The organism is Streptomyces sp. NPDC033178, assembly GCF_055577685.1.
In genome coordinates this window covers 1-12,502 of the sequence record NZ_JBVIPT010000032.1, presented here as the reverse complement: position 1 = coordinate 12,502, position 12,502 = coordinate 1, and the positions used below count along the sequence as shown (strand labels likewise).

At 68.0% G+C, this 12,502-nt stretch carries 11 protein-coding genes, 1 tRNA gene and 4 pseudogenes; 7 read left to right on the top strand and 9 right to left on the bottom strand.

The features are described 5' to 3' along the window. The first annotated feature begins 189 nt into the window (after window positions 1-189). The 6 genes and pseudogenes from ACZ5VQ_RS46455 to ACZ5VQ_RS46430 form a co-directional block, all read left to right on the top strand. A tRNA-Met gene (locus ACZ5VQ_RS46455) sits at window positions 190-263 on the top strand. A gap of 146 nt (window positions 264-409) precedes the next feature. Next, window positions 410-556: pseudogene (locus tag ACZ5VQ_RS46450) on the top strand (IS5/IS1182 family transposase); the annotation flags it as partial. A 317-nt stretch (window positions 557-873) separates the two neighbouring features. Then, a complete protein-coding gene (locus tag ACZ5VQ_RS46445; protein WP_469110293.1) occupies window positions 874-1,665 on the top strand; it encodes a matrixin family metalloprotease in 792 nt (263 codons plus the stop codon). Window positions 1,666-1,880: 215 nt separating this feature from the next. Continuing rightward, window positions 1,881-2,039, top strand: a pseudogene (locus tag ACZ5VQ_RS46440) (IS5/IS1182 family transposase); the annotation flags it as partial. Window positions 2,040-2,073: 34 nt separating this feature from the next. Further along, window positions 2,074-2,601, top strand: a pseudogene (locus ACZ5VQ_RS46435) (transposase family protein); the annotation flags it as partial. A 139-nt stretch (window positions 2,602-2,740) separates the two neighbouring features. Beyond that, window positions 2,741-3,286 (top strand): annotated as a pseudogene (locus ACZ5VQ_RS46430) (IS5 family transposase); the annotation flags it as partial. Between the two features lie 154 nt (window positions 3,287-3,440). On the opposite strand, the gene ACZ5VQ_RS46425 reads toward ACZ5VQ_RS46430, so the two are convergent. The 9 genes from ACZ5VQ_RS46425 to ACZ5VQ_RS46385 all read right to left on the bottom strand — a co-directional run bounded on the left by ACZ5VQ_RS46425 (window position 3,441) and on the right by ACZ5VQ_RS46385 (window position 11,462). Then, entirely contained in the window at window positions 3,441-6,173 is a 2,733-nt protein-coding gene (locus ACZ5VQ_RS46425) for a Tn3 family transposase (protein ID WP_469110292.1), read from the bottom strand. Then, window positions 6,155-6,460 (bottom strand): DUF4158 domain-containing protein, encoded by a 306-nt coding sequence (locus ACZ5VQ_RS46420; protein ID WP_469110291.1) that lies wholly within the window; start codon window positions 6,458-6,460, stop codon window positions 6,155-6,157. The genes ACZ5VQ_RS46425 and ACZ5VQ_RS46420 overlap by 19 nt, the downstream gene beginning before the upstream one ends. Window positions 6,461-6,646: 186 nt before the next feature. Next, a complete protein-coding gene (locus ACZ5VQ_RS46415; protein ID WP_469110290.1) occupies window positions 6,647-7,081 on the bottom strand; it encodes an SRPBCC family protein in 435 nt (144 codons plus the stop codon). Window positions 7,082-7,177: 96 nt separating this feature from the next. Further along, window positions 7,178-7,921: an SDR family oxidoreductase gene (locus ACZ5VQ_RS46410; protein WP_469110289.1), complete on the bottom strand. Its 744-nt coding sequence runs from the start codon at window positions 7,919-7,921 to the stop codon at window positions 7,178-7,180. A 79-nt stretch (window positions 7,922-8,000) separates the two neighbouring features. Continuing rightward, window positions 8,001-9,110, bottom strand: coding sequence for an NADH:flavin oxidoreductase/NADH oxidase (locus tag ACZ5VQ_RS46405; protein WP_469110288.1), 1,110 nt, complete (start codon window positions 9,108-9,110; stop codon window positions 8,001-8,003). Window positions 9,111-9,209: 99 nt separating this feature from the next. Next, window positions 9,210-9,875: an NAD(P)H-binding protein gene (locus ACZ5VQ_RS46400; protein ID WP_469110287.1), complete on the bottom strand. Its 666-nt coding sequence runs from the start codon at window positions 9,873-9,875 to the stop codon at window positions 9,210-9,212. A gap of 2 nt (window positions 9,876-9,877) precedes the next feature. Next, a complete protein-coding gene (locus tag ACZ5VQ_RS46395; RefSeq protein WP_469110286.1) occupies window positions 9,878-10,279 on the bottom strand; it encodes a RidA family protein in 402 nt (133 codons plus the stop codon). A gap of 48 nt (window positions 10,280-10,327) precedes the next feature. Further along, window positions 10,328-10,981 (bottom strand): NAD(P)H-binding protein, encoded by a 654-nt coding sequence (locus ACZ5VQ_RS46390; RefSeq protein ID WP_402052627.1) that lies wholly within the window; start codon window positions 10,979-10,981, stop codon window positions 10,328-10,330. A gap of 49 nt (window positions 10,982-11,030) precedes the next feature. Further along, complete coding sequence (locus ACZ5VQ_RS46385) at window positions 11,031-11,462, bottom strand: VOC family protein (protein ID WP_469110285.1); 432 nt, start codon at window positions 11,460-11,462, stop codon at window positions 11,031-11,033. Window positions 11,463-11,590: 128 nt separating this feature from the next. Between ACZ5VQ_RS46385 and ACZ5VQ_RS46380 the strand changes: the two genes are divergently transcribed. Continuing rightward, window positions 11,591-12,253: a GntR family transcriptional regulator gene (locus ACZ5VQ_RS46380; protein WP_469110284.1), complete on the top strand. Its 663-nt coding sequence runs from the start codon at window positions 11,591-11,593 to the stop codon at window positions 12,251-12,253. Window positions 12,254-12,502 lie beyond the last annotated feature (249 nt).

Below are 12,502 nucleotides of genomic sequence, written 5' to 3'. Positions count from 1 at the left end.
GGGTTTCCTGCGTCGGCGGGCGGCCTTGCCGTCGCCGTCCGGGAGCGACGCCGCGCTCGGGACAGGAGCGCCGCTGTCGTCGCCGTGAATCGGGATGCGTCGTCGCCGGAGCGCCGCCCGGGCTGTTTTGTCCCCTCCGGGCAGTTGCCAGGGATCGTGCTCCGGATGGCGTAGGGTGGTGTTCACCGACGCGGGGTGGAGCAGCTCGGTAGCTCGCTGGGCTCATAACCCAGAGGTCGCAGGTTCAAATCCTGTCCCCGCTACTGCTATCGCACCTTCGACAGACTGTCGAAGGGGCCGATCACGTTCTGCGGGCGCGGGCCCGCGCCGCGCAGGCTGCCCGCGGTGATCCGGGTTGACGAGCGGGGTCGCCACCTTCTGGGTTCCGGCGCAGAGTCCCCAGGCGTGGGAGACCTACAAGCAGCGGAACGCCGTCGAGCGGTGCATCAACAAGGTCAAGCAGTGGCGCGGCCTGGCCACTCGCTACGACAAGACCGCCACCATCTACCTGGCCGGACTCCACCTCGCCGCCATCTTCATCTGGTCGGCGAGGTGATCCAAAGAAGACGGAAGGGCCGCAGTGCCGCCCCCGGCACGGGAAACGGCTGCCTTCCGGCCGGGCGGCGTAACCCCGCACCTACTGCACGGGGGTCGTCACGATGCGTCGGAGGCCCGGAACAACGTCCGGCCGGTGGTCGTGCCGACGGGGCCCTGCCTCTGCCAAGGTGAAGCGACCGGCTGAGATGCGCCGGGTCCGGTGGTGGGGCTACGGTGAAATTGCGGCGGCGGTTCGGAGGTGCCATGCGGACTGGGCGTTCGTGCAGGGCGGCCGTCTTCCGTTCCATCCCATGTCGCTCCCGGGAGGAGACTGTCATGCCCGACGGACGCGTTGAAGCATTCAGCCAGATCGCAAGTGTGGCCCTCGCCGACCCAGGTACGAGAGATCCGCAGCTGAAGTTTGTGCAGGGATTCCTGCAGCGGTTCGGATATCTGGGAGAAAACTCCTTCACGCCGGGAACAGTTGACGTGAAGACAGCCGATGCCCTGAAGAAGTATCAGGAGCGGAACACCGTTCCCCCCACCGGCAGTTTCGACGAACTGACCCGCGACGCCATGACGAGCGCTCGGTGCGCGCTTCCCGATCTCGACAACGGGGTGGCGTTCAGCACCCGTTGCTCGTGGACCAAGCGGGAACTGACCTACGCGTTCGACGTCGACAGCACGGACATCACCGGCACACCTGAATTCGAGGCGGTGCGCAACGCCATGCGTACTTGGGCGGCGGCGGTGCAGCTCACGTTCACCGAGGTCACCAACGAAGGCGCCCCCGATATCCTCATCGGCTGGCGGCCGGCCAACGACCCCGATCACACCATGGTCGGCGGCACTCTGGCGCATGCCGACTTTCCCCCTGACTGTGACATCGTCACCACAAATCTGCCCAAGCCCGTGCACTTCGACGACACGGAGCACGTCTGGTCGATGGGCGCGGCGGTAAACGCTTTTGACGTGGAAACCGTGGCTCTCCACGAGCTAGGCCACATTCTGGGCCTCCAGCATTCCAGCGTGAACGGCGCTGTCATGTTCCCCACGGTGAGTTCGAATTCCACCCTGCGCGTGCTGCAGCCCGACGATGTGGCGGGAGTGCAGCAGCTCTATCCGTGAGAGTGCCCGCTCGGGTGTCGCACCGGCCCCCAGCCAGCCCCCGACGGCTTCGGCGATCTGGTTCAACGCCGCGCGGAGCGTCTCGACCACGAACTCCAGCCGGTTCAGATCCCTGGTCGCCCCGGCGTCCCGCAGCACCGCGTCGAACACCGCACACCCCACCCGTACGGTCTCCTCCGGAATCTCCGCCAACTCCACCCCACGCAACGACACGAACCCGGGCGATCCGCCATTCCCTGCGGCGCAGGGACATCCGGGCGGTGATCCCGGAGCGGGCGGATCAGAAGGCCAACCGTGTGCGGCGCGGACAGACCGGCGGCAGGCCGCCAGCCTTCGACCGAGAGCTCTACAAGGCCCGCAACGTGGTCGAGCGCGTAACTGGTGGGGCAGTTGGTGCGTTGGCTGGGCATGGGTGGGGTGATCTCAGCGGATGATCCGAAGTGGATCGAGCCGTTCTCCGGGCTGAGCGAGTCGCAGTTCACCAGGCTGGTGGCGCTGGTGCGGCGTCGCGGTGGTGACGTCCAGCGCGGCCGTCCCTGGCGGCTGCCGCTGGAGGACCGGGTGTTGCTGGTGGCGACGTACAGGCGCACGAATCTCACATTGCGGCAAGTGGCACCGTTGTTCGGGGTCTCGAAGTCTGCGGCTGACCGTATCCTCGACCATTTGGCGCCCCTGCTGGCCATCTCGCCGGCCCGCCGACCGCGCGAGGACACCGTCTACATCGTCGACGGCACCCTGGTGCCCACCCGTGATCGCAGTGTGGCCGCCTCCAGTAAGAACTACCGGTACTCGACGAACGTGCAGGTCGTGATCGACGCCAACAGCCGCCTGGTGGTGGCGATCGGCCTGCCGCTGCCCGGCAGCCGCAACGACTGCCGGGCTTTCACGGAGTCCGGGGTCGACCGGGCCTGCCGCGGCGTACCGACCATCGCCGACGATCGCCCGGCTCCACAACCTGGCCCTCACCGGATAACTCACGCCTCATACGGGACAACCTCTACAAGGCCGGAGTCCACCCCGCCTCACTGATCCTCTGGCTCCGCGAACCCACCCAGGATCGTTTGTCAGACAGAACCTAGCGGAGCTGAACGCAGCGGCACAGCTCGACTGGTCCCGCTGTGTGGTCGACTCCTCCCACGTCAGGGCGTTAAAAAGGGGGAGCCACACGGGCCCCTCGCCGGTCGACCGGGGTCGGGCCGGCTCGAAGCACCACCTCATCACCGACGGACACGGCACCCCGCTCGCGGTCCTGCTGACCGGCGGCAACCGCAACGACGTCACCCAGCTCATGCCCCTGCTCGACGCGATCCCGCCCGTCCGCGGCCGGGTCGGCCGTCCGCGCCGCAAGCCAGACTCGCTGTTCGCCGACCGCGGCTACCACCACGACAGCTACCGCGACCAGGTCCGCGAGCGCGGCATCGTGCCGGCCATCGCTCGCCGTGGCGCCCGACACGGCACCGGGCTGGGCACCTACCGCTGGGTGATCGAGCGGAGTTTAGCGTGGCTGCACGGATTTCGACACCTGCGGATCCGGTGGGAACGGCGGACGGACATGCACGAAGCGTTCCTCAAACTCGCCTGCTGCCTGATCGCTCACCGACAACTCAGCTCATTGTGTTAGCCGTTGTAAGCGTGTTACCGCAGGTGGGGGTGCCGTTAACGAGCGGCGAACAAGGTGACAAGTAACCCGTCAGTAACTTTTGGATCGAAGGCGCTCTACGCAGAAGAGGACTCCGGCCGTGGCCGGGGTCCTCTCAGGCTCTGGGGGTGCCGGGCTACGCGGCGACCGGCTCGGGGTCCGGTTCCTGGGGTACGGGCTGGGCGAGTTGGAGGCGGCTGCCCATGTTGAGCCGCACCTCGCCGTAGGGCTGGATGTGCATCCAGAAGAGCGGGGTCAGGGCCCGCTTGTCCTCGTCGGTCAGGACGTTCGCCCACTCCGGGTCGGCGAGCATCTCCTGGATCATCAAAGTGTTGACGAAGACGAGCGCTGTTTGCAGGAGATGGAGCGCGAGGACGGACAGTTCTTTCTGGTCACGGCGGTTGGAGGAGAGTTCGCCGCTCTTGCCGAAGAAGATGATGTCGTTGGCGCCGTTCCAGCCCTCGACGACGTTGAGGCCCTCCTGGATCTCGCGCTGGAGGTCGCGGTCGCGCAGGTAGCGGGCCACGAAGATGGTCTTCTGCGCGCGCCCGACTTCGAGCATGGCCTGGTAGACGGGGTGGGAGGCGGTGCGGGTGAAGCGCCGCAAAATGGCCTCGGTGGAGGCGGTGCCGACCCGGATCGCGGTGGCGTACTTGATGAGCTGGTCGTAGTTGTTCTCGATGACGTCCCAGCGGATCGGGCGGGTCATCGCGTCGGACAGCCGCTCGTAGGTGTCTTCGTCCTCCCGGCCAGGCCGGTACAACTTGACCTTGTTGATCTGTTTGATGCGGGGCAGCAGGTCGTAGCCCAGGAGCCTGGTCAGCCCAAACCCGATTTCCGACTGGCCATGCGAGTCCACGTAGTTGCCCTCGGCCTGCATGGTGGTGGCGTGCCGCATCATGCCCTCGATCGCGGCGGCGACCTCGGAGGCGGTGCAGTTCAGCAGCTGGCTGTGGATCGCCATCGACCCTTTTTCGATGTGCCAGTACACGAGCACGCCGCGGCCCCCATACCGGGAGTGCCACTCGGTGAAGATGTTGCGGTCCCAGGCTTTGAAGTGTGTGGAGTCCGAGGCCACCGTGGTGGTGCCCTGCCCCCACACGGCCTCGGAGCGGGCCGCGAAGGTGGCGTTGGCGATCTCGACACCGGCCGCCTTGAGCCCGACGGCGGTCAGATAGCGGCGGGCGGTGTAGCGAAGCTCTTCCTCGCTGTGCCCGTGCTCGTCGGCCGCGACCGAGCTGATCCCCGAGTTCGTGCCGTACGCGTAGGCGATCAGGAACAGGCGTTCCAGGAGCTTGGCCTCGTCGATCGCCTCGCGGGTGCCCACAGGTGCGAGGGCCTTGAGCATCCCGGTGCGCAGGGCGGCCTCTTTGAGGATGTCGATGAGGGCGACGGTGCCCCACTTCTTGCGGATCTCCTTCTTGAGCTTGCGCAGGTTCTTGGGTTCCTTCTGCGGCTCGGGCTCGGTGAACTTGATCGCGCCGTTGCGGTGTTTGCCGCTGACCGTCACCCACAGGAGTTTCGGGAGCTTGGTGTCCAGCGCGCTGAGCTCGGCGCGCATCTCGGCCTGGAGTTGGGCGGTGAACAGCTTCGCGTCGCGCGGCTTGTTCAGCTTCTCGTAGTACTCGGCGCGGCGGACCTCGAAGTCGTCGGGGTCGCGCCACTTGTCGGCTCCGACCACCCAGATCTCCTTGCAGCGCAGCCGGTCGCGCAGGGCCTGGAAGACACACGCCTCGTACACGGTGCGCATGACGCGCTTGGGTCCCTTGTCGGGGGTGAAGAGCGCGAACTCCATCCAGTCCTTGCGTACGACGCCTTCAAGCGGGATGGTCTCGCCGAGCGGCAGGTAGGTGGTGGAGGAGTCCTTGTGCCGCTCGATGAGCTTCAGCGCGTCCATGACGGGCTTGTGCTGGTCGTTGGAGGAGCGGAAGTCGAGCACGCCGAGCAGCTTCATCAGCCCGCTGCGATAGTGGTTGCTGTAGGAGGACTTGAACACCTCCCGCTTGTTGCGGGCGAACTCCGCGTTGGTCGCCTTCATCTCGGCGACCAAATCCTTGAGGGTCTTCTCCCCGCCGGCCGCCGGGTACACCACGGAGCGGACCGAGCCGTCCGGGGCGGCAAGCGAGGCTGCCGCGATCTTCCCGAGGAGCCCGGACTTGCCGCGGACCTTGGTGAACTCGGCGACGAACGCCTCGGTCACCCTCTTCTCCGCCCGCGCGTTGATGCGGTGCACGGTGGAGTTCAGCAACTCCACCAGGGTGTCGGTGATCTCCCGCTGACGCTGGAACAGCAGGGATGCGAGCAGGACGCGGCGCACGGGGGCGTCGAAGCGCCGCAGGTGGCTCGGGGAGGCGGCCGATGCTCTGGCCCGCCAGGCGTTGATGACCTGTACGCCGATGCCGGCGAACACGCTGGCCGGGACGCCGACGGCGCGGACCTGCTTAAGCTTGGATATCTCGTCCAGCAGCGAGTTGAGGCTGACGTTGCCCGGATGAGCCTTGATGTCGGAGAGCACCGACTCCACATCGTCGTCGTCCTCCGCACCGTCGCCGTCCACGGTATCGGTGTCGTCGTCCTGTGCACTGTCGGCGGTCGGGTCGGTGAAGACCAGCGCGTCCAGGCGGCGGGGACAGTCCTCTTTCCGGGCGAGGCGTTCGGCGACCTCGGCGACGGCCCGCTCGTCGGCCTGGTGCAGCGCGGACCGGATGATTGCGTCGACCTGGGCCGCGGTCGGCGGCTCGATCAGGTCCATGCGCATCTGCCGCAGCAGCTCGGCGCGTACCTGTTCCTCGCGGCGTTCGTCGTGCCAGATCACGTCCACCAGCTGCGAGATGAGCTTGACCTGGTCGGTCAGGTGCACTCGTGCCACCCGGTCAGATCCCGTAGTTCGCTGCGGTGCCGCTTCGCGGCGCGGGAGGTGAAGTCGTAGAACCCCAGCTCGGACGCGGCGACGCCCACCTGTTTGGCGACGTGCTCGACCGCGTCGGGCGGCAGTTCCAGGCGCATCTTGGGGAACCGGCCGCGCCAGGTCAAAAACTTGAGCTGAACGGCGAAGCCCAGCCTCGTGGCCCCGGTCTTGTTCCGTAACCAGCTTGCCTCGTCGCCGGACAGGGTGAAGTGGTCCACCACCCCGGCCAGACCCAGATCCCGCCCCACTCGACAGCCCTTTCCGTCACCCCCGTGATCAGCATTCGGGCTGGACGGTAGAGGCGGCGCTGTACAGCGCACGCGGATATCTGCGAAACAGTCCGGCAAGGCGGGCGGACCTGGTAGAAGTGCCGGCTTCCGCCCACGTCGGGTCCAGGCGAGCGCATCAAGGAACACTGCGCTAGTCGGTGCGGGTCAGCCGAGGGTCTTGTGGAGGCCGACGATGGCCTGGGCGTAGGCGCCTTCGAGGACCGCGCTGGCCTCTTCGGAGGTGGTGCCGTCGGCCGCGTCGAAGGTGGACTGCCAGGTAAGAAAGGAGCCGCCGGTGTCGGCGACGGTCTGGATCTGGAGGGTCGAGCGGTAGCCGCTGACTGGCAGCGGTGCGTCGACGATCTCGTAGGTCAGGGTCCGTCGGGCGTCGTCCAGGGCCACGAGGCGTTCCCGGTAGGTGTTGCCGTCCGTGCCGGTCAGGACGCGGATCGCGCCGGGCGTGAACTCGCTCTCGCCTTCGACGAGAGCACTGTCCTGGATGGCCGGGTGCCAGTCGGGCAGCCCGTTGAACCGTCGTACGACGGCCCATATGTCCTCTGCGGAGCTGGTGAAGGCCGAGCTCCAGTACGCCTGTGCCATGGCCGGTGGTCCTCTCGTTTCGGGGTGGCGGGCGACCGTGTGAGTGGCCGCCCGCCGTCTTCTCTGCTTGTCGTGCGGGAGTGGGGAGTTACCGTGTCACCAGTTCTGGCGGGCCGGGGAGATGATCAGGTCGTTGACGTTGACGTCGGCGGGCTGGTCGAGGGCGTAGACGACGGCGTCGGCCACGCTCTCGGGGGTGATCGCGACCTTGTTGAGTTCCTGGGCGGCCTGGCGTCCGATCGGGTCGGTGACCTTGTCGGCCCAGCCGGTGTCGATGACGCCGGGGCTGATCGTGGACGCCTTGATGCCTTCGCGGACGCTGAGCTCCCTGCGCATGGACTCGGTCATGGCCTGGACGAAGAACTTGGTGGAGCTGTAGACCCCGGCGCCGTCGCCGACCTGGTGACCGGCCACCGAGTCCATGTTCAGGATGTGACCGGACTTCTGGCGCAGCATCACCGGAAGAACGGCGTGGACGCCGTTGAGGTACCCGCGGATGTTCACGTCGATCATCCGGTTCCAGTCGTCTATCGCCCCGTCCTTCCAGAAGGAGAACAGCATCAGGCCCGCGTTGTTGACCAGGACGTCGATCCGCCCGAACCGCTCGACCGCAAAGTCGGCCAGCGCCTGGACGTCCTGCGCGTCGGCGACGTCGGTGAGCCTGGCGACGGCGGTGCCGCCGGCCTTCTCGATGTCGGCGACCAGCTGGTCGAGGGCTTCCTGGCCGCGGGCTGCGGCGACGATTGTGGCGCCGCGGGCGGCGAGTGCCTTGGCGCTGACGGCGCCGATGCCGGAGGAGGCGCCGGTGATGACGACGACCTTGCCTTCAAGGTGGTTCATGGGGATCTCCGTGTGAGGTGTCCGGCACGTCTTCCCTGGTAAGGACAGTGCGGCCGGTGGTGATGAAAGCGGCAGGGCGTCAGCGCTTGCGGCGCTTGACGACGTAGGCGTACTGGTCCGGCCAGTTCGGCTCGGCGCCCAGCGCGAGGGCGGCGTGCTGTGCCCAGTACGGGTTGCGCAGGAGTTCGCGGCCGAGGAAGACGGCGTCGGCCTGGCCGGAGGCGATGACGTCCTCGGCCTGCTGCGGCTCGGTGATGATGCCGACGGCGGCGGTAGGGATGCCGGCCTGGTCGCGGGCCTGGGCGGCGAAGGGGACCTGGTAGTTCGGACCGGCGACGATCTTCGCGTCGCGGACCATGCCGCCGGTGGACACGTCGAGCAGGTCCACGCCGTGGGCCTGGAGCTCCTTGGCGAGGCGGACGGTGTCCTCGGAGGTCCACCCCTCGCGCGTGTCCTCGGGGTTCTCGGTGAGCCAGTCGGTCGCGGAGGTGCGGAAGAAGACCGGCAGGTCGGCGGGCCACACGGCGCGGACGGCGTCGACGACTTCGAGGGCGAAGCGGATGCGGTTGGCGAAGCTGCCGCCGTAGGCGTCGGTGCGGTGGTTGGAGACCGGAGAGAGAAAGGAGTTGATCAGGTAGCCGTGGGCGCCGTGGACCTCGGCGACCTCGAAGCCGGCGGCCAGGGCGCGCTGGGCGGAGTCGGCGAAGTCGCGGACGAGCTGCTGGATCTCGGCGACGGTCAGCTCGTGGGGGACGGTCAGGCCGTCGTACGCGATCGGGCTCGGGGCGACGGGCTGCCAGCCGCCCTCGCTCTCGGGCAGGGCCCGGTCGGACAGCCAGGGCTTGTCGAGGGACGCCTTGCGGCCGGCGTGCGCGAGCTGGATGGCCGGGACAGAGCCGTGGGCCTTGACGGCCTGGGTGATCCGCGCGAACGCCTCCTGCTGGTGGTCGTTCCACAGGCCCAGGTCCCACTGGCTGATCCGCCCGTCCGGGCGGACACCGGTGGCCTCGGCCATCACCAGGCCCGCGCCGCCGGCCGCGCGGGAGGCCAGGTGGGCGAGGTGGAAGTCTGTCGGCACACCGGTCTCCGGCCCGGTGGGGGCAGCGGAGTACATGCACATCGGGGACATCCAGACCCGGTTGGGTATCTGGAGGGATCGCAGCTTGAGGGGGGTGAACAGGGCACTCACGGCTGAGTCTTCTTTCATGGTGGTGTGCTGGTTGTCCCGGTCGGGCCTGGCCTCCGCCTTCGGTGGCTGACCTGGCCCTTCCTGGTGTCCGGAACGCGTTCAAGCGCCGGCGAGCGTGTCCAGGGCGTCCACGATCGGGGTGGGGCCGCCGATGACCTCGACGGTCCGGCCGTCCAGCCGGGGGTCTTCGAGGAGGGCGAGCAGAACGGCGGCGACGTCGGCGCGGGGAATCGGGCCGGTGCCGGTGCGGTCACCGAGGTCGACCCGTCCGGTCCCCGGACTGTTGTTCAACAGGCCGGGGCGGACGATCGTCGCCCGGGGATTGCTCCGGGCGCGGATGGCGTCCTCGGCGGCGGCCTTGGCCCGCATGTAGATGCCGAACTCCTGCTCGAAGTCCGCCGGGTCGGCCCGCAGGTGGTCGCCCATGGCGGAGACGAGCAGGTAGCGGCCGACTCCGGCAGCCTCGGCGGCGTCCGCGAGGAGGACCGCCGCGTCGCGGTCGACGGTCTCCTTTCGGGCCGATCCGCTGCCCGCCCCGGCGCCGGCGGCGAAGACGACAGCGTCCGCGCCGGCCAGATGCTCGGTGAGCTCGCTCACCGTGGCCTTTTCCAGGTCGAGCACGATGGTCTCGGCGCCGGCCTCGGCAAGGTCATCGGCGTAGGCCGGGTTCCGTACGAGCCCTGCCACCGAGTGGCCGCGCTCGGTCAGGAGCTTCTCCAGGATGAGGGCGATCTTGCCGTGCCCTCCGGCGATCACGACCTTCATGATCAGGCCGGCAGGCGGGTGTCGAGGACGAAGTTGACCTCGATGAGCTGTCCGGGGAAGAACAGCGTGGCGACGCCGATCGTGCTGCTGGTGGGGCGGTGGTCACCGAAGTAGGCCAGGTTCGCCGCCGCCATCGCCATGTTGTACTTCGGCAGGTCCACGATGAACTGGGTCTCGGAGACGACCTGGTTGCGGGTGGCGCCGTAGTGGGCGAGCACCTTCTCGAAGTTGGCGTAGGACTGCTTCAGTTGGGCGTCGAAGTCGCCGGGGTAGAGGAAGTTGCCCTGCTCGTCGTGGGAGAGCTGTCCGGAGACGTAGATGGTGTCGCCGACCTTGATGGCCTGGGCGAACCCGAACTCCTTCTCGCCGGAGACGTCGTGGCTGTAGGAATCGATGGCGGTCATGGTGCTTCTCCTTGCTGATGGTGCTGTGGTTGAGGTGCGGGTGTGAGCTCAGGCGGCCGCGAGGCGGGTGACGGCGTCCGCGACGGGGGTGTCACCGGAGGTGAGCTCGACGATCACGCGGCTGAGGGCCGGAGCGTGCAGGGCGGCGTCGAGGAACGCGGCGACGTCGTCGCGGTGCACGTCGCCGTACTCGACGGCGGGACCGGCGGTGACCCGGCCGGTGCCGGGGGTGTCCAGAAGGGTTCCGGGACGGACGATCAGCCAGTCCAGATCGGAGCGCGTCAGATAGACGTCGGCGGTCTTCTTGACCTTGATGTAGTGCTCGAAGCCCTCACTACGTGTCCCGTCGCGCAGCGCGTCGGGGAACACCGAGACGAGGACGAACCGCGCCACCCCGGCCAGCGCGGCCGCGTCGGCGGCCTTTTGAAGGCCACGGCCGTCGATCAGGGTCGTCTTGTCCTGACCGGTGCCATGTGCGCCGGCCGAGAAGACCACGGCGTCATGGCCGCGCATCTTGCCGGCCAGATCCTCGACCGAGTCGGCGATGAGATCACCGACCACCGGAGTCCCGCCGGCCGCCCGCACCGTCTCACCCTGAGCGGGCCCGCGGTGCATGCCGGTCACAAAGTCACCGCGTGCGGTGAGGAGTTGAGTGAGGCGGCGGCCGACTCCTCCGGCGGCGCCGATCTGGAACACCTTCATGAGCTCATCCCGTCTTTCGCGAATGGGGGTGGGTGGTGCTGGCCGCCGGTCAGGCGGCGAACACCTGCGAGTCGTCGGCGAACGCCTTGAACTCCAGCGCGTTGCCTGCCGGGTCGAGGAGGAACATCGTCCACTGCTCGCCCCTCTGACCCGCGAAACGCACGTACGGCTCGATGACGAACTCGGTGCCCGCCGCCCGCAGCCGCTCGGCAAACTCCTGGAACGCCTCGACCGTCAGAACCAGACCGAAGTGCGGCACGGGTACGTCGTGGCCGTCGACCGGATTGTGTATGCGCTGCGCGCGCTCCGGCGCGAGGTGCGTGACGAACTGATGGCCGTGCAGATTCCAGTCCACCCACGTGTCCGCACTGCGGCCCTGCTCCAGGCCCAGGACGTCGCCGTAGAAGCGGCGCGCGGCAGCCAGGTCGTCGACCGGCACGGCCAGGTGGAAGCGGGGGATCGGGGAGTCGAGAACGGTCATGGCACTGCCTTCCTGCCGGGGAGCGGAGCGGCCCGTGGGCGATCCTGCTCGACTTGTCCTAATGTTGACATCACGACAACGTCCGAATGTTAACATTAGGTCATTGGTGGAGGAGGTGCAATTCGGACATGGGTGATCAGGGCAAGGTGGCCCCGGCTCGCCGCCGGGGTCTGGCCGACGAGGTCGCGGACCGCATCCGCGAGGCCATCTTCAACGGGGCCTACACCCCGGGCGAGCAGCTGCGCGAGGTGGAGCTGTCCGGCGAGATGGATGTCAGCCGCGGCCCGGTGCGCGAGGCGCTGCGGCTGCTGGAGCGCGAGGGCCTGGTGCACTGTGCGTGGCACCGGGGCACGACGGTGACGACGCTGTCCGCCGAGGACGTGGCTGAGCTCGACAGCCTGCGCGGCGCGTTGGAGGACCTCGCCGTACGGCAGGTGATCGCCCACGCCTCGGACGAGGACCTCGCGTCCATCGCGAAGACGGCCGACATGATGGAGCGGGCCGGCGATGCGCACGAGATGGTGCGCCTGGACATCGCCTTCCACGACGCGGTGTTCGCCGCCGCAGGGCACCAGCGCCTCGCCGACGCCTGGGACGGCATACGGTGCCAGGTCCACCTGTTCCTGCTGACCCGGATCGGCCGCAGCATCGCCGGCTACCTCGACTGCATCCCGCGCGAGCACCACGGACTCGTCACCGCACTGCGCGCCCGGGACACCAACACCGCCCTCGACCTCTTCGCAGCACACCGGCGCCACGCCGTCGACGTGGTCGCCGGAACCACTGCCTGAGTGTCGGCAAACGATCGAATGACGACAGGCGCGACGGACGTCCAATGAACCCGTGTAATCCGGAGGTTCGCGGCGGCTCGAATCCAACAGATCCGATGGTGATTGCTGACAGGGTTTGACGACAGATAGGGTCCGATCCTCCGTACGGAAGGGGGGGCCTTGACCCGGAGTCTTGGACACGGGTTATGCGGCTGGGGCCAGGTTAGTTGATGTTGTGTCGAGTGCGGTTTCGTAAGCGATGGGACTGCG